Raw genomic sequence first — 25,016 nt, forward strand, 5'->3', positions numbered from 1 at the left:
TCCGCCTGTACCTGTGGTCAACGCGCGCTTCGCGCAATTTCTTTGCGCGGAGGCCCCGGGTGCAGCGGCCACCCGGCCTTCCCTGCGCCCTCTGTTTCCGAAGAGGGCGATGGTGACGCAAAGCTCGGACGCGAAAAGCGCCGCGAGGATGCCGGGGTGCGCCCTTTTTTGGCGCTTGAAAATTGAAACGGGAATATCCCCGCGTCGTCACGGACAAGCTCGCGACAGCGAGCGCCACTCCGCGACCCATAATCACAGGATTTGGTTGTTGCGAAGAATACCTACCGAAGGAAGTCCATGGACAGATCCGCGGCATGCCCCGGGGGCTTCCGCCAGGACCAACATAACCACTCCTATTCCGCCGCCTGCTCCAGCGGCGCGACGCGCGGCAGGATCATCTGGATGCGGGTCCCGCCGCCGGGCTCGGAATCGAGATCGAGCCGGCCGCCGAGCCGGTTGGTCACGATGCTGTAGACGATATGCAGGCCAAGCCCGGTGCCGCCCTGGTCGCGGCGGGTAGTGAAGAACGGATCGAAAGCACGGCGGCGTACGTCCAGACTCATGCCCACCCCGTTGTCGGAAAAAATGATCTCGACATTGTCCTTGCCCGATTCGCGCGCGGAGATCTCGATCACGCCGGGGCGACCATCGGGAAAGGCATGCGCCACCGCGTTGAGGAACAGATTCGTCAGCACCTGCCCGTAAGGACCGGGATAGCTGTTCATCATCAGATTGGGCTGGCAATCGACACTCAACGTCAGATTCTGCTTGCGCAGGCCCGGCCGCAGACTCATCACCACCTGCTCGGTGAGATCGGCGAGATCGAAGCTGCGCTGGTCCGAATAGTTGCGGTCGGCGGCCACCTGTTTGAACGACTGGATGAGCTCGGCGGCACGATTGAGATTGGCGACGAGCTGCGACGACGCATCCTGCGTGGTGTTGAGGAAGTCCTTGAGGCTGGAGCGGCGCAGATCGCCGCGCGCCACTTCCGCGGCGAAATTCGCTGCCTTGCGCTCCAGGGCGGACGCCACCGTGAGGCTGATACCGACGGGGTTGTTGACCTCATGCGCAACACCCGCGACCAGCCGCCCGAGCGCGGCGAGCTTCTCCGCCTCGATCAGGGAAGCCTGCGTCTCCCGCAGATTGCGCAGGGCGGTTTCGGCGGCATCACGCGCCTTCCGCATCTCCTGCTCGCCGCGCTTGCGCTCACCGATATCGAGCGCGACGGTAACGATGTGCTCGATCTCGCCTTCGGTATCGAGCAGCGGCAGCTTGTTGACCAGCCAATGCCGCAGGTTGCCGGCCGAGTCCAGATACGCCTCTTCGTAGAAGCCGAGCCCGTTTTTGGTCCTCAAGACGCGCTGGTCGTTCTCGTCGGTCTTCGCCGCGCCATAGCGCGACATCAGGTCGGTGGTGGTGTGGCCGATGGCCTCATGAGGCTCGATATCGAAGATGCCGGCCATATAGCGGTTCATGAGCACGTAGCGCAGGTTGCGGTCCTTGACGTTGATCACCGCCGGCACGGTATCGATCACCTGCTGCAACAGGCGGCGGCCTTCGGCGATCGCATCCTCGGCGCGCTTCTGGTCGGTGATGTCGCGCACCGTCCCCTCATAGCGCACCACCTCGCCCTTGTCGTCGCGCACCGCGGTCGCACTGTCGGAAAGCCAGAGAATGCCGCCGTTGCGCTGACGCACCTGGTATTCGAAGTCGCGCACCATACCGTGCCGCTGCATCAGGCGCTTGTATTCCTCGCGGGCCTCGGGATGGACATAGACATTTTTGGAGACGTCGCCGATGCCGTTGATGAGCTGTTCGGGCGTGTCATAGCCCATCATCCGCGCCAGCGACGGATTGGCGTTGAGCAGCGCCCCGCCGGGGGTGGTGACGTAAATGCCCTCGACCGAGCCCTCGAACAATTTGCGATAGCTTTCCTCGGCAAGGCGCTGCTCGCTGAGCGCACGCAGCGCCGCCTCGCGCGCAGCATCGGCATCGACCAGGGTGCGCCGGAACACTTCGGCGGCGCGCGCGATGTCGCCGATCTCGTTCCTGATATCGGTCGCCGGGATCGAGGCGCTCTTCTCGCCGGCGGCGAGCGCGCGGATCGAGCTCGCGATCGAGGCCAGGGGACGCACGGTGCGGCGAACCACGAAGGACGCCGCGAATGTGCCGATCAGCACGCCGATGGTGGAGAGAATGATGCTCTGCCATTTCGCTTCGGCGAGCGTACGCGCAAAATCGTGGCTCAGCACCCGCCCCCGCTTCGCGCTGAGCTCGCGCAGCAGCTCGGTCACGCGCCCGATCAGGCGCCCCTCCGCACCGAGCACGTCCTTGTCCAAGGAGGAAATCTCACTTTCCGTTCCAGCGATCGCCGCGATCGCCTGCGCATAGGCATCGGCCGCCTCGTGCAGCGCGGGATCGTCGATCGCAAGCGCCTTCATTCGTCTGGCCGCCTCCTCGGCGCGGGCGGTGTCCCTGGCGAGCAAGGCGTTGGCGATCTCGTTCTGGGCCAAGAACAGGGCGCGGCGGCTGACGCGATCAGGCGCATCGGTGACGGCTTGCTCGAAGCGGGCACGCACCGGCGGCAAAGCCGCAACCAGTTCGGCGCGACGCGAGATCAGGGTCGAGACCCGCTCGATGCCCTCGCGATAGTTCGCAAGGCGCTGACTGACGCCGTCGATCATGGCCTGCTGCTCGGGCGCGAGCTGCAGCCGCGTCTTCTTCAGGAGCATGCTCAGTTCGGAAGCGGCTTGCGCCACGCGGTCCGACTGCGCCCCAGGGTCGGTGACGAAATCGCGCGCGGCGAGCCGCAGTTCGTTCATCTGGCGGTCGATTTCGGCAGCGAGATCGCCGACATCCTGCAGCCGCTGCAACTCGCTGAAGGTGGTATCGATATGACGGATCGCAATCACGCTCGCCATGGAGATCGCGGCAATGACGGCGAGCAGCAGCAAAAAGCTGCCAAAGGTCAGTTGCCCGATCGACAGCGAAAAGGATCGGGCACGTTTCAAGAACGCCGCGAAGGCAGGTGGCATGATAATTTGGGCCTAGGACTAAAGCCCCTATTATACGCTGTATTTTGCGCCGGCGAACATGCAGGAACCGCCCCTGCGGCGGCAAATGGGCCGATTCGGCCGAATCAGGCCTGCGCCGGTGCGGCGTTAACCAAGTGCGCCGACCTCGAAGACCTCGCCATCATAGCCGGCTTCGCGGGGAATGCGGAGCTGGCGGCCGCCGTTGAGCCGGGTCATCACGGGCATTACCGTGACAATCGGCTGGTCGCGGGCATCCGCCAGCGTACCCCCGACACTCGTCTGTTTGCCCAGCTTGATCAGATTGCGCGTGGTCGGAAACGGCAGCTTGAATCGGCCGCTTTCGGCGCCCTCCAACGCCTCGCGGGGCGACAGCCAAATCGAATCGGTCGATTCCCTGCCATCATGCGCGCCGAGTTGGTCCGGCGGCGCTGCCGCGAGGAAGAACCAGGTGTCGAAGCGCTTGGGCATGCCCTCCGGCGTGATCCAATGCGCATAGGGCACGAGTTCGTCCAGCGCCAGCCAGAGCTCGTTCTCGGCCAGCACGTTCAGGAACGTGGTCTTGCCCTCGCACAACGGACCGCGGCACTCCGCCTCGATCTCTTTCGCGCGGGCGGCATCGATCAGGTCCTGCGACCCTTTCGGCCGCGCCAGCAGAATCCCGCTCTCCTCAAAGGTCTCTCGAATGGCCGCCACGCGGAAGCTCGACGCGCTCGGGTCGAGCCCCGCTCCGCCGGCATAGAGCTCCGGCCTTTCGACGATCTCCTTGTCGCCCTGGTCGATGCTGCCGCCGGGAAACACCAGCGCGCCCGAGCTGAACTCGATCTGATGGTGACGGACCATCATGAACACCTCGATGCCGCCAACTCGTGCGCTGTCGCGCAACAGCAGCGTGGTCGACGCAGGACGCGGGGCGACGATCTCAGCCATGGATCATCCTGCGGCGCTCGACTGCGGCTGCAGATTGGCGCGGCGATCGAGGCGGCCAACGCGCGACAGCAGATAATCGACCTCGGCTTTTGCCGTCGGCGTGATGCTCGCGCCGGGCTTGCGCTGCGCGCTGGACGCGATGATGCCGCGCTTCTGCAGCACATATTTGCGCACGGCGAGTCCTGCGCCGGGCTGCTGCTCGTAGCGGATCAGTGGCAGGTGCGCGTCGAACAGATCGTGCGCGGCATCGCGCTGGCCTGCCTTCGACAGCTTTACCACGTCGATCAGGAGCTCGGGGAAAGCGTAGCCCGTCATCGCGCCGTCCGCGCCGCGCTCCATCTCGAAATCCAGGAACAACCCACCATTGCCGCACAGGATCGACAGCGGCCGCAGCGAGCCATCTTTCTGGAAATTGCGCAGCGTCGAGATCTTTTCCAGCCCCGGCCAGTCCTCGTGCTTGAGCATCACGCAGGAGGGATTATCCATGACGATCTTGCGGATCACCGCCGGCGTAAAGACGACATTGAGCGTCAGCGGATAATCCTGCAGCACCCAGGGCACGTCCTCGCCGATCGCTTCCTGCGCCTGCTTGAAGTAGTTGATGATCTGGTCGTCGGTACGCAGGCTCGGCGGCGGCGCGATCATCACGCCGGCCGCCCCGGCATCCATCGAAGCCCGTGCCAGCGAGCGCATCGAGGCAAAGCCCGGCGCCGACACGCCGACGATCACCTGCATGGATTTTTGCCCGGAATTGGCGCGCTTGACAAAGCGGACCGCGACCTGCTCCGCCTCGGCGGCGTCGAGCTTTGGCGCTTCGCCGAGAATGCCGAGCACCGTCACGCCTTCGCAGCCGACCTCGGCGTAAAAATCGGTGAGCCGGTCGATCGACCGCTCGTCAATGCGGCCGTCGTCGTGAAACGGCGTCGGCGCGATCGCAAAGGTACCTGCGGCCTGGGGGGTCAGCTTCGTCACGTGCGTCTCCAATCTCTTCCGTCATTTCGGGGCACGCGAAGCGTGAACCCGGAATCTCGAGGTTCCGGGTTCGATGCTTCGCATCGCCCCGGAACGACAACCCATCAAAACCTCCGCGCCGACTTCTTGATCTCCTCGTCTGAGAAGAAGATCTCGCGCGCGTGCTCCACAATGTCCTGCGCCTTCCAGCCGGTGTGCGGCGGTTTCCAGCCTTCCATCTCCATCATGCGCATTTCGCGCACGCCGCGCGGGCCGGAAACGCCGAGCACCTTGCCGGTTTGGCCGCCCGACAATTCGCTCACCATGTATAGCACGGCCGGCGCGATCCCGTCCGGTCCCAAAGCGGCGCCAGGGTTCTCTTTATATCGGGGCAGGTCTGCCGTCATGCGGGTCAGCGCGCCCGGCGCGAGCGTCCAGACCCGGATGTTGTATTTGCGTCCCTCGATGGCGAGCACGTTGGAAAAGCCCCAGATGCCGCCCTTGGCGGCGCCGTAATTGCTTTGGCCGAAATTGCCGATGAGGCCGGACGTGGAGGACGTATTGACGATGACGCCACCGCCATTCTCGCGCATCCAGCGGAATACCGGGAGCGTGGCGCAGAAGGTGCCCTTCAGGTGCACCTTGATGACCTTGTCCCAGTCCTCCTCGTTGGACTTCGCAAAGGTCTGGTCGCGCAAGATGCCGGCATTGTTGACGAGGATGTCCGCACGGCCGAAATGCCTAATCGCGTCGTCGAAGATCGACTGGCCGCCTTGCATGGTCGAGATGTCCGCGCCATTGGCGACAGCGCGGCCGCCCTCGGCCCTGATCGCCTCCACCACCTTCTCAGCCATCGACTTGTCGGCGCCGGAACCATCGCGGGGACCGCCGAGATCGTTGACCACAACCGCCGCGCCTTCGCGCGCAAACAGCTTTGCATACGCCTCGCCTAACCCGCCGCCCGCACCGGTGATCAGCGCCACCTTACCGTCGAGCAATCCCATGCTGTCCTCCCGATTTTGTGGGTGTCATTCCGGGATGGTCCGAAGGACGAGACCCGGAACCTCGAGATTCCGGGTTCGCGCTATCGCGCACCCCGGAATGACGACGTTAACCGAGCACCGTCATGCCGTTCTTGATGACCGTGACGCCGCGCGCCTTCACCTTGGCCTCGAACGAGATCACGTTTCCATCCTTCCACATCTCCAGCGTCACGGTTTCGCCGGGATAGACCGGCGACGAAAAGCGCGCCGCGTGGCGCTTGAAAGCGCTAGGATCGTAGTCAGCATAGGTCTGAAGAATACCGCGGCAGGTGATGCCATAAGTGCACATGCCGTGCAGGATCGGCTTTGGAAAACCCGCGCGCCTGGCGAATTCCGGGTCGGAGTGCAGCGGGTTGCGGTCGCCGCAGAGACGATAGATCAGCGCCTGGTCCGGCCGGGTCGAGATGTCGATGGTCCTGTCGGGCCTGCGGTCCGGCACCTCGTGCGGCTCGGGCTGGCCTTCCGACGGTCCGCCAAAGCCGCCGTCGCCGCGGGCGAAACGGGAGGCGACCAGCGTTGCCAGCGGTTCACCATCAGCGTTCCTCAACACGGTCTGGTGCCGGATCACCGCGCCTTTGTCCTTGCCTTTGTCATAGACGGCGAGCACCGAAGAATCAGCGGTGATGTGCGCCGCAGTCTGAAGCGGCTTATGGAAGGTGATGTCGCGCTCGCCGTCGACCACCATGACGCGATTGAGATTCATCTCGCCGGGCCCAGCGCCCCAGGCCGCAACGGAGGCAAAGGTCGGCACCACTTTCAGCGGGCGCGGCGTGGCGGCCGCCTCGTTGACGAAGGCGAGTTCCTTCTCATCCAGCGGATCGGCGCCCATTCCGATGCCGTAGGCGTAGAGCATCACCTCGCGATCGGTGTAGCTGTATTTCTGGCCGAGATTTTTCAGGGCCATCAGCTCTTCGTATTTGATCGGCATTTTTGCTGTTTTCCTCCGCTCCCTCTCTTCCTCATGATGAGAAGGCGCTTCGCGCCGTCTCGAACCATGAGGAAGCCCGTATCCTACCAGCGTGTCCTCATCCTTCGAGACGCGCGCTTAGGCGCGCTCCTCAGGACGAGGTTCCGGCTACACCGGCGTGAAAAACGGCAGCGGTGCGCCCTCGGTCGGCTTGAACACCACCTTTACCTTCTGCCCGATTTTCAATTTCTCGATGTCGCAGTCGACGAAATTGGTCTGCAGCGACGGCCCTTCCTTCAGAGTGACATAGCCGATGGCGTAAGGGCCTGTCGGCGATTTGCGCATCAGGCTGAAGGTGTAGATCGTACCCTCGCCCGCACTTTCCTCCCACACAGTTTTGTCCGAAAAGCAGAACGGGCAGATCGAGCGCGGGAAGTAGTGCGCTTCGCCACAGGCGGTGCAGCGCTTGATCAGGAATTTGCCTTGGGCCGCCGCCTCCCAGAACGGCTTCGTCTCAGGATTGGTGACGGGCGCCAGATATTTTCTCGCTTCGGTCATTTAGACGCGCTCCAGAATTGCAGTCGAGGCCGCATGGCGAACACCGAGCAATCCACCCGTGCCATGGGCGATCGCGAGGTCGCAATTTTTCACCTGCACCTTGGGATGCGCTTCGCCGCGCAACTGCCGCACCGCCTCGATGATCTTGGTCATGCCGCCGCGATTGACGGGGTGGTTGCTGCACAGGCCGCCGCCGTCAGTGTTGAACGGCAGCTTGCCGACGCCGGAGATCAGGTTGCCGTCCGCGACGAACTTGCCGCCCTCGCCCTTCCTGCAGAACCCGAGGTCCTCGAGCTGCATCAAAACCGTGATGGTGAAGCTGTCATAGATCGATGCGTATTTGATGTCTTTCGGCGTGACACCTGCCTCTTCGAACGCGCGCGGACCGGACCAGACGCCGGCGGAATAAGTGAGATCGAGATCCTTGCCACCACGCGGTCCCTTCATCGCCTCACCGTGGCCGATCAGGCGCACCAGCGGCTTCTTCAGGCTCTTGGCGATCTCCGGCGTGGTCACAATCAAGGCGCCGCCGCCATCGGTAACGACGCAGCAATCCATGCGATGCAGCGGATCCGAGATCATCGGCGAGTTGAGCACGTCCTCGACCGTGACGACGTCTTTCAGAAACGCATGCGGATTGTATTGCGCGTGGTGCGAAGCGGCGACCTTGATCCAGGCGAGCTGCTCGCTGGTGGTGCCATAGTCGTGCATGTGACGCATAGCACACATGCCGTAGGCATTGTGGGTGGTTGCGCCATAGGCCGCCTCGAAATCGGCCTCGGCGCCGGTGGCGCGCGGCGGCATCGGGCCGGTGCGCGGCTTGCCCGCGAGCGTAATCAACGCGATCGAACATTTGCCGGCGGCGATCGCCTCCGCGGCATGGCCAAGATGAATGATGTAGGAGCAGCCGCCGGTCTCGGTGGAATCGACATGGCGCACTTTCAGGCCGAGATAATCGACCATCGGCCAGGCGCCGCCAGGCGCGTCGCCGGCGCAGAAATAACCGTCGATGTCTTCCTTCGAGAGCCCTGCGTCTTCGATCGCGCCCTTGGCAACCTCGGCATGAAGTTGTGCGGTGGATTTGTCCGGTGCGTGCCGGGTCGGATGCTCATAGATCCCGGCAATGTAGGCCTTGCCTTTGATGGTCAAGTCGTTCTCCGCTGGCGTTTCTTCTTCCAGCGGATTTCTTGGCCTGTTGCTGCGACCTTGGCAAGCGGCGAAATATTCCGCCGCGCGAGATGGAGCGACAACTCACTCCGCCGCGAGCTGCCGCGGCGCCGGTGGCGGATTGGCGAGATCGGCGGCGAGCTGCGCGTGCCGGGCTTTCGCTTCCTTGACAGCCTTCTCCTTCACCGGGCCGAAGCCGCGAATGCGATCGGGGAGCGACAGCAGTTCGACGGCGGTGTCGATCGTTGCCGGCGACAGCAGCTCCAGCGCGCTGGCGACATCCTTTTCGTAAGACGTGATCAGCTCACGCTCGAGCTTGCGATCGGCACTGTACCCGAAAATGTCGAGCGGCGTGCCGCGCAAGAACTTCATCTTCGCGAGGAAGCGGAACACCGGCATCATCCATTCACCGAACGCGCGTTTCTTCGGGCGCCCGAGCGCATCCACACCGCTCGCGAGAATTGGCGGCGCGAGATTGAAGTTGAACTTGAATTCGCCTTCGAACTGATCCCGGAGCTGCTGCTCGAATCGGCCATCGGTATAAAGCCGCGCCACTTCGTATTCGTCCTTGTACGCGAGCAGCTTGGCGTAGTTGATGGCAACTGCACGCGGCAGCGCCTCACCGTAACCTCCGGCAGTGGCGGTGTCGCGCACTTTGTCCACCAGCTTGCGATAGCGCGCGGCCAGGCGCTTGTTCTGGTAATCGGTCAAGAGCGCGCTGCGATGGGCGATCACCTCCTCGAGCGACATCGAATCCAGCGTCTTCGCCGGGGCGGCCGGCGTCTCCTGGCCCCTGATCATGGCGTCCAGCCGGGCCGGATCGACCACGGCGAGCCGCCCGAGCCGGAAGGCTTCGGTGTTCATCTTGATGGAAACGCCATTGACCTCGATCGCCTTCTCGATGGCTTCCGCCGAAAGCGGCAGCAAGCCTTTCTGATAGGCGTAGCCCAACATCATAATGTTGGTGGCGATGGCATCGCCAAGCAGGAGCTCAGCAGGTCTTGTGAAATCGAAGAAGACAGACCCTTTGCGCAGCGCGCTTTCCAGGACCGAATTGATCTTGCGAGTCTGGAAATTGAAGTCGCGGTTGAGGATGAAATCGGCGGTGGGAATAACGTGGCTGTTGATGATGCCGGTGGTGCGATTGGCTTCGCAGAGCGTAATCGTATCTTTGGACGCCGCCACCACCTCGTCGGCCGCGAGTACGAGATCGGCCGTGCCGGTGACGATACGCGAGCAGGTCACATCGGCCGTATGCTCGGAAAGTCGAACATGGCTCAGCACGGCCCCGCCCTTTTGCGCAAGGCCGGACATGTCGAGGATCATGCTGGCCTTGCCCTCGATATGGGCGGCCATCCCCAGCAGCGCGCCGATGGTCAGCACACCAGTGCCGCCGACGCCGGCAACGCCAATGTTGTAGGGCTGCTCCAGCGACGGAAAGGATGCCGGCTCCGGCAGCTCGCCGATATCGCCGAGTTCGGCCGGCGCGCGGCTCCGCAGCTTGGCGCCGTCGACGGTTACAAAGGACGGGCAAAAGCCCTTGAGGCAGGAGTAGTCTTTGTTGCACGCCGATTGATTGATGGCGCGCTTGCGTCCGAGCTCTGTCTCAAGCGGCTCGACCGAGATACAGTTCGACTGCACCGAGCAGTCGCCGCATCCTTCGCACACCGCCGGATTGATGATGACGCGGCGAGCGGGATCCTCCATCAGACCGCGTTTGCGGCGGCGGCGTTTTTCGGCGGCGCATGTCTGCACAAAGACGATGGCGGATGTGCCCTTCGTCTCGCGGCAGGTCTTCATCACAGCGTCGAGCTCATCGCGATGCGCAACCTTGACGCCCGGCGCAATGTCTGACGGCGGATAGAGATGCGGATTTTCCGAGACCAGATAGATTTCGCGGATGCCTTCGGCATGAAGCTGGAAGGTAATCTGCTGCGGCGACAGATCACCGTCGTGCCGCTGACCGCCTGTCATGGCGACGGCATCGTTGTAGAGGATCTTGTAAGTGATATTGGCTTTCGACGCGATCGCCTGGCGGATGGCGAGAATACCGGAATGGAAATAGGTGCCGTCGCCGAGATTGGCGAAGATGTGCTTTTCGCCCGTGAACGGTGCAATGCCGACCCACGGCACGCCTTCACCGCCCATATGGGTGAATGTCTCCGTGTTGCGGTCCATCCAGAGTGCCATGAAGTGGCAACCGATCCCGGCCATGGCGCGGCTGCCTTCCGGCACCTTGGTGGAGGTGTTGTGCGGGCAGCCCGAGCAGAAATAGGGCGTGCGGCTGATCGGGGCGACCTTCTGCACCTGCGTGGCCTCGCGGCCGTTGAACCAATCCGCCTTGGCGCGCAGCATCTCCGCGATTTCGGGATTGAGATTGAGCCGCAACAGGCGTTCGGTCAGCGAGCTTGCCAGCGAAGCGACGGAAAGCTCGGCGGCAAACGTCAAGAAACGCTTGTCGTGCTCGTCCATTTTGCCGACGATCCGCGGGCGCACGTCGTCGCGCCAGTTGAACAGCTCCTGCTTGACCTGGTTCTCGACGATCTCCCGCCGTTCCTCGACGATGAAGATCTCTTCCAGGCCCACGGCGAAATTCCGCACCCCTTCCGGCTCGAGCGGCCAGGGCATGCCGATCTTGTAAAGTCGAAGTCCGATCTTGGCGGCGACTTCTTCGGTGATACCGAGCTCGCGCAGCGCCTGGCGGACATCTTCGTAGCTCTTGCCGGATGCCATGATGCCGTAGCGCGCATTCGGGCTGTCCATGGTGATGCGGTTGACCTTGTTGGCGCGCGCAAAGGCAATCGCGGCAAAACCCTTGTAGTCCTGCAGACGCAGATCCTGCTGATAGCGATCATCGGGCCAGCGCAGGTTCAGCCCACCGGGCGGCAGCTCGAAATCGGTCGGGATGACGAACGGCTTCATCTCATCCGTGAGATCGATCTCGGCGGTGGTCTCCACCACTTCCGTGATCACCTTCATGCCGACCCAGCAACCGGAATAGCGCGACATTGCGATGCCGAGCAGACCCATCTCAATCATCTCGTGGATGCTGGAGGGATAAAGATAAGGCATCAGCGCCGAAATGAACGCGTGGTCCGACTGATGCGGGACGGTCGAAGATTTCGCCCCGTGATCGTCGCCGGCGAGGCAGAGCACGCCACCGTTCTTGGCCGAGCCTGCGGCGTTGCCGTGCCGAAAGACATCGCCGGAACGGTCGACGCCGGGGCCCTTACCGTACCAGATTCCGACCACGCCATCATATTTGGCGCCGGGGGACAAGTTGAGCTGTTGCGAACCCCAGATCGCGGTGGCGGCGAGATCCTCGTTCACGCCGGGCTGAAATCTAATGTTGTACTGCTCAAGGTGCTTGCGGGCGGCGAAGAGTTGCTGGTCGTAGCCGCCAAGGGGCGAACCGCGATAGCCGGAAATGAAACCTGCGGTATTGAGGCCCATGGCGCGATCCCGGCGGATTTGCGCCATGGGCAAGCGGACCAGCGCTTGTATGCCGGTTAGGAAGACGTGGCCGGTGCCCTGAGTATATTTCTGATCGAGGCTGATCGCACCTTGGTTGATTCCCATTCCACCCTCGCTAAAGCCTTTGGCCGTCTCGGCTCTTTGTCAGCCATCGATTAGCTAATGTCGCCGCTTGCGATTGCCAATGTAAGGCGGTTTTTTGCCCCCGCGCACCACAAATCTGGGGCGCCGAGACCGGCACACCCAAATCGCAATTTCGTGGCTTGGCAGCGGCTCTGTTTTTCGTCTTGTGTCGCTGCCAAGCATGCCCGCGAAACGACATAACGCCCATATAATCCGTATAATGCGGCGTGAGCGAACGGGTGCAGGGAAGAGCTAGATCGATGCGGGCGATTCTTGCTTGTGTGTTTTTGTGCAGTGCATTCGCGAGCGGCGGGCAAGCCGCCGATCCCACCGACGAGATGATCGCACACGGGAAAGCGCTGGTGGATGCCGGCGACTGCACGGGCTGCCATACCGCAGATCCGGCAAAACCGTTCGCCGGCGGCGTCCGGATCGACACCCCGTTCGGCGCCATCTATTCCCCCAACCTCACGCCGGATCGAGAGACCGGTATCGGGGCGTGGAGCGACCAGGAATTCTACAATGCGTTGCGGTTCGGGATCGCGCCTGACGGTTCGCGCTACTATCCGGTCTTCCCCTATCCCAATTTTTCCAAACTCACCCGACCCGACATCCTTGCGGTCCGCGCTTACCTCGCCACGCTGACGCCGTTCGCCAACAAGGCACCGCCGCCACAGCTCCGCTTCCCGTTCAATTTCCGCGTGACCATGCGGCTGTGGAACTACCTGTTTTTCCGGCCCGGCATCCTGGAGCCGGACCAGCAGAAGGGTACGGACTGGAATCGCGGTCGTTATCTCGTCGAAGGCCTCGGGCATTGCGGCGTCTGCCATACGCCGAAGAACTTCTTTGGCGCCGACAGACGCGGGCGCGCCTTCAGCGGCGGGACGGTCGACGGCTGGTTCGCGCCGCGGCTCGATAGCGCCCAGCGGAGCGGCCTGAAATCCTGGAGCGTCGATGACATTGCCGAATATCTGGCGAGCGGGCGGAACGGCAGGAGTCACGCCGATGGGCCGATGGCCGATATCATCGTCAATTCCACCTCGAAGATGAGCGATGCCGATGTCCACGCAATCGCGGTCTATCTGAAGAGCCTGCCGCCGGGCCCACCCGAGGCCGCCACCGTGCAGCCGCCTGATGCCAGCATGAGGGAGGGGGCGGCGATCTATGCCCATGCCTGCATCGCCTGCCACGAGGCCGACGGCTCGGGCGCGCCGCGCATCTATCCGCCGCTGCCCGGCAATGCGCTGCTGCAATCGGCCGACCCATCGAGTACGTTGCGCGTCATCCTCGATGGCGCGCAGACCGTCACCACGCCGCGCGCACCCAATACGGGTTCGATGCCGGGCTATGCGAAGCAATTGTCCGATCAGCAGATCGCCGACGTCACGAATTACATCCGAAATTCCTGGGGCAATGCGGCCTCGCTGGTGACGGCAGACCAGGTCGCCAAGGCACGCAATACTCGCTAGGCGCTTACCGCTCCTCTGCGCCATTTGGATGCCCGCGACAATCACGATCACCAGCGAAGCATCCATCTGCCATCGCTTGGTGGCCAGTTCCGCATGGTGTTCCCCGGAAAACAGCTCCGGTTGGGACCGTGAACTGCAGGTTCCAACCTGAACGGGGCCGAAGGAACTGCCTGGCTCCGGGAACGGTGACCTCCATCCGACGATTGTCCTTGCGCAACGGAGGAGCCCATCATGGCACGCATTCCGAATGATCCTTATGATCCCTACCGCTCCGCGTTCAGCGACGATCCCGTCGACCCCCGGTTAGACAGAGAGGCGCAGGTCGATCCCCAGCTATCGGAGGGGCCCGCCAGCAGTGGCAAGGTTATGCTGTACGCAATTGCCATCGCGCTGGTGCTCGGCGCCATTTTCTATGGCCTCAACAACACAAGCATCCACGAAGCCTCGACCGCGCCACCGGCTCAGACCGCGCAGACCCAGCCGGCGAACCCCAATAACCAACCCGGCATGACTACTGGTTCGGCAACCAACCGCCCGACCGCTCCGCAGTCTTCGTCGACGGGCTCGGAGCTCGACCGCTCGGCCAATCCGACGGCCGGTCAAAACAACGACAACCGCTAGTGCGTTCACCCCTTCAGCTCGCGGCGGACATTGGCCATTGTCCGCCGCGTTCGTTCGTCCGGACTATTCGAACATCTTGTTCAGTTCGCCGCCCGGATAGCCGCCGGCCAATTCTGCAAACGTGCCCTTCTCGGCCATCTCGCGCGCCGCCCGCATGAATCCTGCCCAGGCCATGCGCGCCAAGGAGCCGCCGACGCTGATGCGGCGCACGCCAAGCTCGGCCGCTTCATTGAGCGACAGGCCCGATGCCCCGATCAGAAGATTGACCGGCTTCGGTTGCACCGCCTTCACGACAGCTGCAATGTCCTCTCTCGTCTTGATGCCCGGCGCATAAAGGCAATCTGCGCCCGCATCGGCATAGGCAGTGAGCCGATCGATCACCAGCTTGAGATCGCTTTGCCCCCACAGAAACGCCTCGCAACGGCCGACCAGCATCACGCCGGTGTTGTCGGCGTCGATTGCCGTACGCGCCGCCTTGATACGCTCGATCGCCAGCGCGCGATCGTACAGCGGATTGGCCTTGTCGCCGGTGGAGTCTTCGATCGATAGTCCGGCGACGCCCGTCCTCACCCCGCGCGCGACATTGGCGGCAACTTCATCCGGCTCCCGCGCAAATCCGCCCTCGAAATCGGCGTTGACGGGAATATCCACCGCCGCGCAAAGCGCGGTGAGATGCGCGCAAACATCATCGACGGTGACATGGTTATCGGCCTTGCCGATCGACCAGGCGAAACCGGCGCTGGTGGAAGCGATCGCCTTGAAACCGAGGTGCTGCAGCGCCTTCGCCGAGCCGACGTCGAAAGGATTCGGCAGCACGAAACAGCCGCTCTCGTGCATCTTGCGGAACGCGGCGCGCTTGTCAGCAGTTGTCAGCGGCATGGCTCTCTCCCGTTTTGCTTTTGCGAGAGCGCAACATAGCGTTGCGCGGCTTAAGCGACAACCTTGCGCAGGAACGTTCGCTCTTCCGCCAGAATGAACTTGTGCTCCTCGGCGAAATTGAAGTTTGCAACACCATCGGCATCGCCGCGCAGCCTTGCGCGATAGGCTTCATAGGCGGCGAGACTCTCGAACGAGATCAGGCCGTAAGCGATGTTGTTGGTGCCCTCGTGCGGCATGAAATAGCCGATCAATTCGCCGCCGCATTTGGGAATGATGGCGAGCCAGCGCTTGGCATATTGCTCGAACTGCGCGCGCTTGAACGGATCGATCTGGTAGCGGATGAAAACGGTGACGGTCATGGGAACCTCCGATGTTTTGCGTCATTGCGAGAAGGGTAGCGACGAAGCAATTCAGTACCTCTCCCGTGACCCTGGATTGCCTCGCGGAGCCTGTCATCGGGCGCACGTTCGCGCGACCCGTTGGCTCGCAATGACGGCGGCCAATTTTCGTTCCTGACGATAGCCGCTTGCACCTCATCAATGCTTCGGTTATCATCGAAGCATGAAAGCCGGACCCGACATCGCCATGGTTGCATCGTTGGTGGGCGATCCCGCCCGCGCCAACATGCTGACCGCGCTTCTGAGCGGCCGCGCGCTCACCGCAAGCGAGCTCGCGCAGGAGGCCGGCATCACGCCGCAGACCGCAAGCTCCCATCTTGCGAAGCTCGAGGCCGGTGGCCTGGTCGAGCCGGAAAAGCAGGGCCGCCATCGCTACTACCGCCTCTCCGATCCCGATGTTGCGGGCGTCCTCGAAGGTCTTGCCGGGCTTGCCGCGCGCGCCGGCCATATGCGTGTGCGCACGGGACCGAAGGACCCGGCGCTGCGGCGCGCGCGCATCTGCTACGATCATTTGGCCGGCGATCTCGGTGTGCGGATGCTCGAGAGCATGAAGGCACAAAGACTGGTGCGGCAGAAGAAGCAGGATATCGAGCTGACCCCCGAGGGCGAGCGTTTCCTGGAAAAGAATCTGCAGATATCGCCCCACATGCTGGCCCACCCGCGCCGCCCGGTGTGCAAAGCCTGTCTCGACTGGAGCGAGCGGCGTCATCATCTTGCAGGCATGCTGGGCGCTGCGCTGATGGCGCGCTTCACCGAATTGAAATGGGCCGCCCGCGATCCCGCGCCCGGCAGCCGCGTGGTTAATTTTTCGCGAACCGGCGAGAAGCGTTTTGCCGCGCTGTTTGGCAACGGCGAATAACAGAATAACATTCGCGTGTGACTAATCATTGTCCTCACCGCCGGGCTTGACCCGGCCGTCTGCGTGTTTATTGCCTGCCGCACCGTGGAGACGTGGATGCCCGGCGAAGCCAGGCATGACGATGGAGTTCTTCGAATGCACCGCCTACCTGCCGCGACATTGGTCGTGGCCGCCCTGCTCTCACCCTTCATGCCCGCCAACGCGGCCGATGCGCCGCGCGAGCCCTATGGCATCGCGCTCGAGGGTTATCCCTATCCTTATCCCGTCAACCTGCTGCCGCTGGTCAATGACGGGGAGCAACTCCGCATGGCCTACATGGATGTGGCGCCCAATCAGCCGAACGGCCGTACGGTGGTGTTGCTGCACGGGCGCAACTTCCCGGCAAGCTATTGGGCGCCGGTCATCAAGGTGCTGAGCGAGGCCGGCTATCGCGTGGTGGTGCCGGACCAGATCGGCTTTGGCAAATCCTCCAAGCCGATGGGCGAATTGCATTTCGATACGCTGGCGCGCAACACCATCGCGCTGCTCGATCATCTCCAAATCCAAAAGGCCGATATCGTGGCCCATTCCATGGGCGGCATGCTGGCGGTGCGGATTGCGCGCGCCTATCCCGATCGCGTCGCGCACCTCGTGCTCACCGCGCCGATTGGTCTCGAGGACTACCGGCTCTATGTGCCGCCGGTGCCAACCGAGAAGATCCTGGAGAACGAGGACAAGCTGACCGCGGAGGGCTACCGCAAGCAGCTTCAGACTAACTATGCCATCAAGCTGCCGCCGGACCAGATCACGCCGTTCATCGATGCGCGCTTCAACATCAAAGGCAGCGCCGAATATCCGCGCTGGCTGCGCGCCTTTGTCAGCTCGGGACAGATGATCTATCGCGAGCCGGTGGCGCACGAGATCCCGCTCATTACCCAGCCGACGCTGTTCATCATGGGTGCCGACGACCACAACGCACCGGGCCGGCCGAACGCTCCCGAAGCACTGCGGCCGAAGATGGGCCATAACGCCGAGCTGGCGCAGGCGCTCGCCGCCAAAATGCCCAATGCACGCGCCGAGGTGATCCCGAACACCGGTCACCTGGTGTTCCTCGAAGCGCCGCAGAAATACGACGAGCTGGTGCTTGGATTCCTCAAGCAGTGATTCGGAAGCGCATGTGGCGCAATGCGCCATGCCGTTTTTGCTGGCTGCGTTCATCGGGCATATAGCTGGCGTCCTTTAGTCTCAGTGGCGCGTGTCGACATGTCGCAACGATTTTGCATGTCGACTCGCGCAACATGAGAAGGGCCGCACTCGCCTCGATAGCGGTATCCGCTTTTCCGGGTCACGCTCTGATGCGGCTCCAAGAAAAAGGAAGACATCCATGAAGTATCTTGTCGCTATCGCTCTCGTCGCTGGCACGGTCGCGGGCTTCAGCGGCGCAGCCAATGCCGCCGGCGGCTGCGGACCCGGCTTCCACCGCGGTCCGTATGGCGCCTGCCGCCCCAACTATGGGCCGCCGCCGCGCGTGTATGGACCGCGCGTGGTCGTACCGCCCCACCGCTTTTGTCCTCGCGGTTTTGTTTGGCGTTTCGGACGCTGCCGTCCGATCTGACGATTCTTGCCAGGTCAAATCTGGCCAAGTCAAATCTTGCCAAGTCAAATCTGGCCAAGTCAAAGGCCGCGCCGAATACCCGGCGCGGCCTCATTTGCGAATCGCCATTGCCCAATCGCCTTGCCTTGAAGCGTCCGCGCCTCCGCACGATGAAGATCGTACATTGTTCTGTTGACGATACACGCCCCGGACTTTTTGGCCGAGAGAGCAACATCGTGTCCGGTGGATTCGAAACCGATGGCCCGGCGGGCAAATCACCTCGTCGTCCCGGCCAAGCCAACGGGTGGCCCGATGACAGGCCTCGCGCGAAGCCGGGACCATAATCCCAGGACGTCGTTTTTTTGCGACGGTCACGGCGCGACGCCTACGCCCTCACCTCCTGCGCCAGAACAAAGGTCTCTCGCGTCCGCGGAATGCCGGGCCAGTCGCGATCAAAATCCTTCACCAGCCGCTTCAGCTCCTCGCCTTTCAGCATGCGCTCGAGCGAGGTTTCATCATCGAACTGATAGATCGCCTGGTGCAGGGAAGGATCGGACAGGCTCCAGAAGCGCCACGCCTTCGTCACGCCGAACGATTTGATGGCGTCTGGCAGATGCTCGGTCTCGTACCATTTGTCGAAGGCGGCGCGCTTCGAAGCATCGGACACGGTGGCGCGGACGACAAAGAAGGCGGCGGGCATAGGTTTCCTCCCGTGGTTGTTTTGTCCTACGCGGATGAGATGGAACCCGTGCATTGGCTCGATCCATCATGTGGCCGGACCATCACGCTTGTTACACGGCGGTCACACTTTCTGCAAAGAACAGGAGAAGGATTTGGAAAAAAACGAGACGCAGGGGCTGAGTTCATCCTGACGTGAACCATGTCCAGTAAACCAGAGGAGACAGCCATGGCAACAAAAGCAAAACCGGTTCCCGAGGGCTACCACACCATCACGCCGTATCTTGTCGTCGATGGCGCAGAGAAGATCATCCGTTTCATGAAGGAAGCCTTCGGAGCCCAGCCTCTGTTCGAGCCGATGATGCGGCCGGACGGCAAGATCATGCACGCGGAATTCAAGATCGGCGATTCCATCGTGATGATCGCCGATGTGTCCGAACGCGCGCAGGCCACCACTGACGCGTTGCATGTGTACGTACCCAATGTCGATGCGGTCTATCAGAAGGCCCTCAAGGCAGGCGCCAGCTCGCTGATGGAGCCGGCGGATCAATTCTATGGAGACCGCAGCGGCAGCGTCAGGGACCCGGCCGGCAACCGCTGGCACATCGGCACCCATATCGAAGATGTGCCGCCAACCGAGTTGAAGAAGCGTGCGGAGGAATTTATGAAGCAGCAAAACAAGGCGGCGTAAGCCTCGTCTGTCGCATCTGTCGGCGGGCGAGCGAAGCAAAAAATCAAGCGAGAGCGCCCGCCGCAGCATCCAAATGGTCAGTCCTTCGGATGGCTTGAGCAAAGTGAACCCATCACGACGACGAATGGATTGCGGAATCTGTCATCGGGCGCGCGTTCGCGCGACCTGGGTTCAACTCACCTCGATGGTGCGGTCGCGCGGCCCTGTTGCAAGCCGCAATGACGGTTGCGCATGAGGCTCTGCAACCATTGCCGATCACGTTTGAGTCGCGCAAACGTCATTCTGGCTATCGCAGCCCGGTCGGAAGAATTGATGCTGGCCGATGTTCTCCCCTGATCCGGCAATGAAGCCGGACAGCAAAAGCAAAAGAAAAGGGAGACGTAAGGTGGTCAAAAACTTGCTCGCAGCAGCCGCCGTCGCTGCAACCGTCTATGCTTTCGTGCCTGTCCATGCCGCCAAGGTCGGCGTCGGATGCACTGGCGAGAACCTGGCCAGAGCGGAAGGCGCCGTCGAGACCATGGCTGACAGTCCCAGCAAGTCCATCGCGGAAAGGGAGGTCGCCGCGGCGCAGGACGCGATGCTCACGGGCAGGATGAGCGGATGCGCGTTGCATCTTGCGCGGGCCATGCATGCTGGCGCCATGGCTCAAGCCCCCCGCCCGGGAATGCCGGGCCAACCTTCCTACACAAACACGATCGCTCAGCCCTCGGCCGAAACCATGCCGCAAGCCCCATCGCAACCTCAATGGGGATGGAAGCCGCTGCAGTCGGCGCAGTAAGCCTCGTGTGAGAGATACGAACTGACCGGCGGGCCCCGTCTGGATCGGGGCCCGCACACAAAGCCGCGCTCCACCTGGAGCGCAGCAACAGCGACGGATTACGCTCAATCCGCCCTACGTCGCTGTTGAGGCTGGGCGCGGCCCTTACTCCCGCTTCGCGGGCGGGCCGCTCTTGTTTCCAGGCATGCCCTGGATTTTCGCGGGGTCCTGCTGCCGAACCGTGGAATTGTCCTCATTCCCTGTCGCGGAGCCGACTGTACCCGAGCGCGCGGCTGGCCCGCTCTTGCTCCCCGGATGACCCTGTATTCCCGCACCCGAATTCTGGCCGCTGGGAACTGTAACATTCGGGCTTGCATTCGGGCTGTTGCTCGATTGCGCCAACGCTGGCAGGGCCGAGGTCGTCAGCACGATCACTATTGCGCTTGCAATCATCTTCATGGTGTCAACCTCAATGGCGTCTCCATGCTCTGCGAACGTCCGCCCGCATCCGCCGTTCCGGCGCGCGACGAATTTAAGTAGATCAATCTCCCTGCCCTTTCATTGCAGTGCCGAAATCCCTGCAGCGCCACATGCGCCGTCCCAAGGAGAGACCGGTTCCGGCTCAAGGCAACTTCGCACACGAGCCGGCCAATTTCTGCTGCATCAGGCGCGGCATATAGAAGTTGAAGAACCGGTCGGAGTCGGAGTTCAGGCAGACGGAGCTGTTCGCCGCACCGGAAACGGCGCGCGTAAAGCCCTTGTCGTCTATCTCGATCCGCATAGGCGATGCTGGGCACATCGCGGGATCGATCGCGTAGGCCACGGCGACGTCGTCATACAGGATCGGCGTCTGCTGACGGAATCCCTCGGCCCATTGCAGGTACAACAGCGCCAGATCGTCCGTGAGATTTGTGCTCTCGGTGAAGAGCTGCTGCCGCTTCATCTCGTCCAGTTTGAGCTGCGTGGCATCGAGCGGCATCACGGTGAGCGGCACGCCGGCGTTGAAGACCGCGCGCGCCGCCGCGACGTCTCTCGCGATATTGTATTCCGCATCGGGATGCGGATTGGGCGCGTAAGGGTCACCGTAGCCGCGATGGATCGAACCGCCCATGATCACGATCCGCTTCAGCTTCTTGAAAGTGGCCGGATCACGCTCCATCGCCGCGGCCAAATTCGTCAGCGGCGCGATGCCGATCAGAGTAATTTCGCCGGGATGCTGGCGGACCTGCTCGAGCAGAAAATCAACCGCCGCCGGATGGGCCTTCTCCGCCTGCCGCGCGGCCCAGCGCGCCTGGCTGAACATCGCCTCGCCCGGACCGTGCTTCTCGACACCAACCGCAACAGGAATATCGCTGCGCCCGGTGTCGCACAGGAGCCGGTCGAGCAACCGCGCGCGCAAGGCGGTGTCGCCCCAGGCCGAGGTGATGCCGAGAATCTTCAGCTCCGGGCTAGCGAGGGCAAGGCCAATGGCGAAGGCGTCGTCGATGTCGTCGCCGATATCGGTGTCGATGATGACGAGCTGCTGGCGCGGGGCGGCTTCCGCCGCGAGCGCCGGCGGCCCTTTTTCGAAAGCTCCCGATATCAGCGGCGCGATCGCGATGCAGAAGAGCGGGAACAAGAGAGACCGTTTGACAAGGCGCATTTGGCGCACTCCAACAGAACAGCCGCACGCATCTTGCTACCGCCTATGCGTTGCTATTAGTCAAGCTATTCTATAGTGGCCACGTAAGTGAAGGCGTTAGGAAAGGCGATCCGCAAATCAGTATCACACGATGCTGGGTCGAACACCTCTGGACTAGCGGGGATTATTTCTCGGCCGAAAAGTCGGTTTAATCTGCCGGCATCGAGGTTTCCTCGGGGAGAGCTCTGCTGACCATAGAGAGCTATCAGCGTTGCGAGAATCCAACGATCGGCCTTCTGCGCCGCGACACCCGATCCGGTTCTCTCCTTTGCAAACAATGGAGTCAGTGCGCCCGATCTTTCGTTGATCGTCACTTTGTATTGCGCCCCGATCCCCACTATCTCAGGAATGAATTCCGGCATCTTGTGGACGAACATGTCGCCCCCTCTCACAACGGCAGATTATCGTGCTTCTTCACGGGCATCTCGACATGCTTGTCCCGCAGCATCGCGAGCGCGCGGGCGATGCGGCGGCGCGTCGAATGCGGCATGATGACGTCGTCGATATAGCCGCGCTCGGCGGCGATGAAGGGCGACAGGAAGCGATCCTCATATTCCTTGGTGCGGGCGGCGATCTTCTCGGGATCGCCGATGTCGGAGCGGAAGATGATCTCGACCGCGCCCTTGGCGCCCATGACGGCGATCTGCGCGGTCGGCCAGGCGTAGTTCATGTCGGCGCCGATCTCTTTCGAGGCCATGACGTCGAAGGCGCCGCCATAGGCTTTCCGCGTGATCACGGTGACCAGCGGCACGGTGCACTGCGAATAGGCGAACAGGAGCTTCGCGCCGTGCTTGATCAGGCCGCCATATTCCTGCGCGGTGCCCGGCAGGAAGCCCGGCACGTCCACGAAAGTGACGATCGGGATGTTGAAGGCGTCGCAGAAACGAACGAAACGCGCGGCTTTCCGCGAAGCGTCGGAATCCAGCACGCCCGCCAGCACCATCGGCTGGTTGGCGACGAAGCCGACGGTGCGCCCGGCGATGCGGCCGAAGCCGGTGATGATGTTTTTCGCGAACGCCTCGGAGATCTCGAAGAAGTCGCCCTCGTCCACGACCTTCAGGATCAATTCCTTCATGTCGTAGGGCTTGTTCGGATTGTCGGGGATCAGCGTATCCAGCGACATGTCGACGCGCTCGATATCGTCGAAGCTCGGCCATTCCGGCACGCCGTCGGTATTGTTGGAGGGAAGGAAGTCGATCAGCCGGCGCATCTGCAACAGCGTCTCGACGTCGTTCTCGAAGGCGCCATCGGCGATCGAGGAGCGCGTTGCATGCACTGAGGCGCCGCCGAGCTCTTCGGCGGTGACGACCTCGTTGGTCACGGTCTTCACCACGTCGGGGCCGGTGACGAACATGTAGCTCGTGTTCTTCACCATGAAGATGAAGTCGGTCATGGCAGGCGAATAGACGTCGCCGCCGGCGCAGGGGCCCATGATCACGGAGATCTGCGGGATCACGCCCGAGGCGATGACGTTGCGACGGAAGACGTAGGAATAGCCCGCGAGCGCCGCCACGCCCTCCTGGATTCGCGCGCCGCCGGCATCGTAAAGCCCGATGATCGGGGCGCGCGCCTTCATCGCCATGTCCTGGATTTTCACGATTTTCTGCGCGTGGGTTTCGGAGAGCGAGCCTCCGAACACCGTAAAATCCTTGGCGAAGACGAAGGTCTTGCGGCCGTTGACGGTGCCCCATCCCGTGACGACGCCGTCGCCCGGGATCTTGGTTTTCTCCATGCCGAACTCGGAGGAACGGTGTTCGACGAACATGTCGAACTCCTCGAAACTGCCCTTGTCGAGGAGCAGCTCGATGCGCTCGCGCGCGGTCAGCTTGCCGCGCTTGTGCTGCGCCTCGATGCGCTTCTCGCCGCCGCCAAGGCGAGCCCCGGCGCGCCGCTCTTCAAGGGTGTCCAGAATGTCTTTCATTGGCCTTCGCCCGTCCCCGCATTAGGATGGTTTTGAGGGGTTCTACACGGCCATTTCGCAAATCGGAAGGCGCATTCTGCCCATCCGAAAGCCCCTAATACGCGTTAGAAGGGGTCTCGAATCGAAACGGGGAGCGACAGAAATGACCGAAACGACCATGGCCGCCAGCACCGCGCCCGCTCCGGCCGGCGCCGTCACGGGCGGGGTGAAGATCCTGCTCCGACTCGAAGGCCTGACGCTATTCGCCGGCATGGTGGTGCTCTACGACGTCTGGGGTGGCTCCTGGTGGGTGTTCGCGCTGCTGTTTCTCGCGCCCGATCTCAGCTTCATCGCCTATCTCGACAATCCCAAGACCGGCGCGGTCATCTACAACGCGGCCCACAGCTACATGGCGCCGGTGGCGCTGATGACGACGGGATTTGCGTTCGGCGAACCGCTGACGCTATCGATCGCGATGATCTGGCTCGCCCATATCGGCATCGATCGCGCGCTCGGCTATGGATTGAAATATCAGGCCGGTTTCGGTTTCACCCATCTCGGCCGCATCGGCCGCGCGCAAGGCCAGGCCTGACGGCGAGTTGCCGCAGGCCGTGCACCGGCCCTGATGCAGACCAGCGCCGGCAGGCCGTGGAACCGGATTGAACTCCTTCAACATTGCGGAGTTGACGTGCCAAACCGAACGGAGGTCGACCATGACTGCTTCCAATCTGGCGCGAACGGGCTTGCTGGTGATGTCGCTTTCGATCGCCGGCAGCGCCGCTCAGGCAGCCATCAACTCTCCCTTCAGGGCCATGGCGGGCTCGTGGATCGGCGGCGGCACGTTGAGCATGGCCGACGGCCAGCAGGAGCGGCTGCGCTGCCGCGCCGCCTATGACCCCGCCGGCGGCGGCGAGGCGCTTCGCCTCAACATCCGCTGCGCGAGCCCCAGCTATAATTTCGATCTGGCTGGCGACGTGCAGGCGCGCGGCAGCGCGATCTCCGGCTCGTGGAGCGAGGCCAGCCGCAATGCGTCCGGCTCGATCTCGGGACGCGCGATCGGCGATCATATCGAGGCTTCGGCGCAGGGCCAGAATTTCGCGGCGAACCTGTCGCTGACGACGCGCGGCGATCGGCAGAGCATCGTCATCCGCCCGGCCGGCACCGATGTGAGGGCGGTATCGCTGACGCTGGCGCGGCGTTGACGCCAGATTGCCCGTCGCGCGGGCGCGCCTCGCGCGATGTTGGGCGATCTGCCCCCCTCTTTGCCCGCGGGCACCCGAGCCGAGATTAGCGGATCGTTAGATATTTCTTCTGAAGAATCCCTG

Annotated in this window: 23 protein-coding genes and 1 pseudogene; 10 read left to right on the top strand and 14 right to left on the bottom strand. The window is 62.7% G+C overall.

What is annotated here, in order from left to right; genetic code table 11:
- Positions 1-186 (top strand): annotated as a pseudogene (locus F758_RS51420) (hypothetical protein); the annotation flags it as partial.
- Between the two features lie 167 nt (positions 187-353).
- Here the strand turns inward: F758_RS51420 and F758_RS0116960 are convergent.
- From F758_RS0116960 to F758_RS0116995, 8 genes are all read right to left on the bottom strand, one after another.
- Complete coding sequence (locus F758_RS0116960) at positions 354-3,035, bottom strand: PAS domain S-box protein (protein ID WP_024508978.1); 2,682 nt, start codon at positions 3,033-3,035, stop codon at positions 354-356.
- Between the two features lie 126 nt (positions 3,036-3,161).
- Positions 3,162-3,962 (bottom strand): NUDIX hydrolase, encoded by an 801-nt coding sequence (locus F758_RS0116965; protein WP_024508979.1) that lies wholly within the window; start codon positions 3,960-3,962, stop codon positions 3,162-3,164.
- 3 nt (positions 3,963-3,965) lie between these two features.
- The gene (locus F758_RS0116970) at positions 3,966-4,934 is read right to left on the bottom strand and encodes a dihydrodipicolinate synthase family protein (protein ID WP_024508980.1); all 969 of its coding nucleotides are present in this window, start codon (positions 4,932-4,934) and stop codon (positions 3,966-3,968) included.
- A 104-nt stretch (positions 4,935-5,038) separates the two neighbouring features.
- Entirely contained in the window at positions 5,039-5,917 is an 879-nt protein-coding gene (locus F758_RS0116975) for an SDR family oxidoreductase (protein ID WP_024508981.1), read from the bottom strand.
- Between the two features lie 106 nt (positions 5,918-6,023).
- A complete protein-coding gene (locus tag F758_RS0116980) occupies positions 6,024-6,884 on the bottom strand; it encodes a MaoC family dehydratase (RefSeq protein WP_024508982.1) in 861 nt (286 codons plus the stop codon).
- A 147-nt stretch (positions 6,885-7,031) separates the two neighbouring features.
- Complete coding sequence (locus F758_RS0116985; RefSeq protein ID WP_024508983.1) at positions 7,032-7,421, bottom strand: Zn-ribbon domain-containing OB-fold protein; 390 nt, start codon at positions 7,419-7,421, stop codon at positions 7,032-7,034.
- Entirely contained in the window at positions 7,422-8,570 is a 1,149-nt protein-coding gene (locus F758_RS0116990; RefSeq protein WP_024508984.1) for a thiolase family protein, read from the bottom strand. It abuts the gene before it with no gap.
- A 102-nt stretch (positions 8,571-8,672) separates the two neighbouring features.
- Complete coding sequence (locus F758_RS0116995) at positions 8,673-12,167, bottom strand: indolepyruvate ferredoxin oxidoreductase family protein (RefSeq protein WP_024508985.1); 3,495 nt, start codon at positions 12,165-12,167, stop codon at positions 8,673-8,675.
- Positions 12,168-12,445: 278 nt separating this feature from the next.
- Between F758_RS0116995 and F758_RS0117000 the strand changes: the two genes are divergently transcribed.
- Positions 12,446-13,654: a c-type cytochrome gene (locus F758_RS0117000; RefSeq protein ID WP_024508986.1), complete on the top strand. Its 1,209-nt coding sequence runs from the start codon at positions 12,446-12,448 to the stop codon at positions 13,652-13,654.
- A gap of 231 nt (positions 13,655-13,885) precedes the next feature.
- Positions 13,886-14,275 (top strand): hypothetical protein, encoded by a 390-nt coding sequence (locus F758_RS0117005; protein WP_024508987.1) that lies wholly within the window; start codon positions 13,886-13,888, stop codon positions 14,273-14,275.
- Between the two features lie 63 nt (positions 14,276-14,338).
- Here the strand turns inward: F758_RS0117005 and F758_RS0117010 are convergent, their stop codons facing one another.
- Together F758_RS0117010 and F758_RS0117015 are read right to left on the bottom strand one after the other, a co-directional pair.
- Positions 14,339-15,154 carry an isocitrate lyase/PEP mutase family protein gene (locus tag F758_RS0117010; protein ID WP_024508988.1) on the bottom strand — a complete coding sequence of 272 codons (816 nt, stop codon included), beginning with the start codon at positions 15,152-15,154 and terminating at the stop codon, positions 14,339-14,341.
- 50 nt (positions 15,155-15,204) lie between these two features.
- Positions 15,205-15,513 (bottom strand): NIPSNAP family protein, encoded by a 309-nt coding sequence (locus tag F758_RS0117015; RefSeq protein WP_024508989.1) that lies wholly within the window; start codon positions 15,511-15,513, stop codon positions 15,205-15,207.
- A gap of 202 nt (positions 15,514-15,715) precedes the next feature.
- Here F758_RS0117015 and F758_RS0117020 point away from each other — a divergent pair, with 202 nt between their 5' ends.
- The 3 genes from F758_RS0117020 (at position 15,716) to F758_RS47860 (ending at position 18,005) form a co-directional block, all read left to right on the top strand.
- Positions 15,716-16,411: an ArsR/SmtB family transcription factor gene (locus F758_RS0117020; RefSeq protein ID WP_024508990.1), complete on the top strand. Its 696-nt coding sequence runs from the start codon at positions 15,716-15,718 to the stop codon at positions 16,409-16,411.
- 135 nt (positions 16,412-16,546) lie between these two features.
- The gene (locus F758_RS0117025; protein ID WP_024508991.1) at positions 16,547-17,554 is read left to right on the top strand and encodes an alpha/beta fold hydrolase; all 1,008 of its coding nucleotides are present in this window, start codon (positions 16,547-16,549) and stop codon (positions 17,552-17,554) included.
- A 220-nt stretch (positions 17,555-17,774) separates the two neighbouring features.
- A complete protein-coding gene (locus tag F758_RS47860; RefSeq protein ID WP_084305467.1) occupies positions 17,775-18,005 on the top strand; it encodes a GCG_CRPN prefix-to-repeats domain-containing protein in 231 nt (76 codons plus the stop codon).
- 364 nt (positions 18,006-18,369) lie between these two features.
- On the opposite strand, the gene F758_RS0117035 is transcribed toward F758_RS47860, so the two are convergent.
- Positions 18,370-18,684 carry a hypothetical protein gene (locus F758_RS0117035; protein ID WP_024508993.1) on the bottom strand — a complete coding sequence of 105 codons (315 nt, stop codon included), beginning with the start codon at positions 18,682-18,684 and terminating at the stop codon, positions 18,370-18,372.
- A 207-nt stretch (positions 18,685-18,891) separates the two neighbouring features.
- Here F758_RS0117035 and F758_RS0117040 point away from each other — a divergent pair, with 207 nt between their 5' ends.
- Together F758_RS0117040 and F758_RS44120 are read left to right on the top strand one after the other, a co-directional pair.
- Entirely contained in the window at positions 18,892-19,353 is a 462-nt protein-coding gene (locus tag F758_RS0117040) for a VOC family protein (RefSeq protein ID WP_024508994.1), read from the top strand.
- Positions 19,354-19,675: 322 nt separating this feature from the next.
- The gene (locus tag F758_RS44120) at positions 19,676-20,131 is read left to right on the top strand and encodes a hypothetical protein (RefSeq protein WP_198026513.1); all 456 of its coding nucleotides are present in this window, start codon (positions 19,676-19,678) and stop codon (positions 20,129-20,131) included.
- 601 nt (positions 20,132-20,732) lie between these two features.
- Here the strand turns inward: F758_RS44120 and F758_RS0117055 are convergent.
- The 3 genes from F758_RS0117055 to F758_RS0117065 all read right to left on the bottom strand — a co-directional run bounded on the left by F758_RS0117055 (position 20,733) and on the right by F758_RS0117065 (position 23,712).
- Positions 20,733-21,752, bottom strand: coding sequence for a nucleoside hydrolase (locus F758_RS0117055; protein WP_024508997.1), 1,020 nt, complete (start codon positions 21,750-21,752; stop codon positions 20,733-20,735).
- 65 nt (positions 21,753-21,817) lie between these two features.
- Positions 21,818-22,168: a hypothetical protein gene (locus F758_RS0117060; protein ID WP_024508998.1), complete on the bottom strand. Its 351-nt coding sequence runs from the start codon at positions 22,166-22,168 to the stop codon at positions 21,818-21,820.
- Positions 22,169-22,179: 11 nt separating this feature from the next.
- Positions 22,180-23,712 (bottom strand): acyl-CoA carboxylase subunit beta, encoded by a 1,533-nt coding sequence (locus F758_RS0117065; RefSeq protein WP_024508999.1) that lies wholly within the window; start codon positions 23,710-23,712, stop codon positions 22,180-22,182.
- 142 nt (positions 23,713-23,854) lie between these two features.
- On the opposite strand from F758_RS0117065, the gene F758_RS0117070 reads away from it, so the two are divergent.
- Together F758_RS0117070 and F758_RS0117075 are read left to right on the top strand one after the other, a co-directional pair.
- Positions 23,855-24,283: a DUF4260 domain-containing protein gene (locus tag F758_RS0117070; RefSeq protein WP_024509000.1), complete on the top strand. Its 429-nt coding sequence runs from the start codon at positions 23,855-23,857 to the stop codon at positions 24,281-24,283.
- Positions 24,284-24,404: 121 nt separating this feature from the next.
- The gene (locus F758_RS0117075) at positions 24,405-24,893 is read left to right on the top strand and encodes a hypothetical protein (protein WP_024509001.1); all 489 of its coding nucleotides are present in this window, start codon (positions 24,405-24,407) and stop codon (positions 24,891-24,893) included.
- Positions 24,894-25,016 lie beyond the last annotated feature (123 nt).

Source organism: Bradyrhizobium sp. ARR65, assembly GCF_000472385.1.
Lineage (GTDB): Bacteria > Pseudomonadota > Alphaproteobacteria > Rhizobiales > Xanthobacteraceae > Bradyrhizobium.

Excerpts from the sequence above, each read along its gene's own strand:
- F758_RS0117035 (WP_024508993.1), bottom strand. The coding sequence starts at position 18,684 with ATGCCCGCCGCCTTCTTTGTCGTCCGCGCCACCGTGTCCGATGCTTCG.
- F758_RS0116985 (WP_024508983.1), bottom strand. The coding sequence starts at position 7,421 with ATGACCGAAGCGAGAAAATATCTGGCGCCCGTCACCAATCCTGAGACG.
- F758_RS0117020 (WP_024508990.1), top strand. The coding sequence starts at position 15,716 with ATGAAAGCCGGACCCGACATCGCCATGGTTGCATCGTTGGTGGGCGAT.
- F758_RS0116975 (WP_024508981.1), bottom strand. The coding sequence starts at position 5,917 with ATGGGATTGCTCGACGGTAAGGTGGCGCTGATCACCGGTGCGGGCGGC.
- F758_RS0116960 (WP_024508978.1), bottom strand. The coding sequence starts at position 3,035 with ATGCCACCTGCCTTCGCGGCGTTCTTGAAACGTGCCCGATCCTTTTCG.
- F758_RS0117025 (WP_024508991.1), top strand. The coding sequence starts at position 16,547 with ATGCACCGCCTACCTGCCGCGACATTGGTCGTGGCCGCCCTGCTCTCA.
- F758_RS0117010 (WP_024508988.1), bottom strand. The coding sequence starts at position 15,154 with ATGCCGCTGACAACTGCTGACAAGCGCGCCGCGTTCCGCAAGATGCAC.
- F758_RS0117070 (WP_024509000.1), top strand. The coding sequence starts at position 23,855 with ATGACCGAAACGACCATGGCCGCCAGCACCGCGCCCGCTCCGGCCGGC.
- F758_RS44120 (WP_198026513.1), top strand. The coding sequence starts at position 19,676 with ATGTTCTCCCCTGATCCGGCAATGAAGCCGGACAGCAAAAGCAAAAGA.
- F758_RS0117000 (WP_024508986.1), top strand. The coding sequence starts at position 12,446 with ATGCGGGCGATTCTTGCTTGTGTGTTTTTGTGCAGTGCATTCGCGAGC.
- F758_RS0116995 (WP_024508985.1), bottom strand. The coding sequence starts at position 12,167 with ATGGGAATCAACCAAGGTGCGATCAGCCTCGATCAGAAATATACTCAG.
- F758_RS0116965 (WP_024508979.1), bottom strand. The coding sequence starts at position 3,962 with ATGGCTGAGATCGTCGCCCCGCGTCCTGCGTCGACCACGCTGCTGTTG.
- F758_RS0117015 (WP_024508989.1), bottom strand. The coding sequence starts at position 15,513 with ATGACCGTCACCGTTTTCATCCGCTACCAGATCGATCCGTTCAAGCGC.
- F758_RS0117075 (WP_024509001.1), top strand. The coding sequence starts at position 24,405 with ATGACTGCTTCCAATCTGGCGCGAACGGGCTTGCTGGTGATGTCGCTT.
- F758_RS0116980 (WP_024508982.1), bottom strand. The coding sequence starts at position 6,884 with ATGCCGATCAAATACGAAGAGCTGATGGCCCTGAAAAATCTCGGCCAG.
- F758_RS47860 (WP_084305467.1), top strand. The coding sequence starts at position 17,775 with ATGAAGTATCTTGTCGCTATCGCTCTCGTCGCTGGCACGGTCGCGGGC.
- F758_RS0117055 (WP_024508997.1), bottom strand. The coding sequence starts at position 21,752 with ATGCGCCTTGTCAAACGGTCTCTCTTGTTCCCGCTCTTCTGCATCGCG.
- F758_RS0117040 (WP_024508994.1), top strand. The coding sequence starts at position 18,892 with ATGGCAACAAAAGCAAAACCGGTTCCCGAGGGCTACCACACCATCACG.
- F758_RS0117065 (WP_024508999.1), bottom strand. The coding sequence starts at position 23,712 with ATGAAAGACATTCTGGACACCCTTGAAGAGCGGCGCGCCGGGGCTCGC.
- F758_RS0117005 (WP_024508987.1), top strand. The coding sequence starts at position 13,886 with ATGGCACGCATTCCGAATGATCCTTATGATCCCTACCGCTCCGCGTTC.
- F758_RS0117060 (WP_024508998.1), bottom strand. The coding sequence starts at position 22,168 with ATGTTCGTCCACAAGATGCCGGAATTCATTCCTGAGATAGTGGGGATC.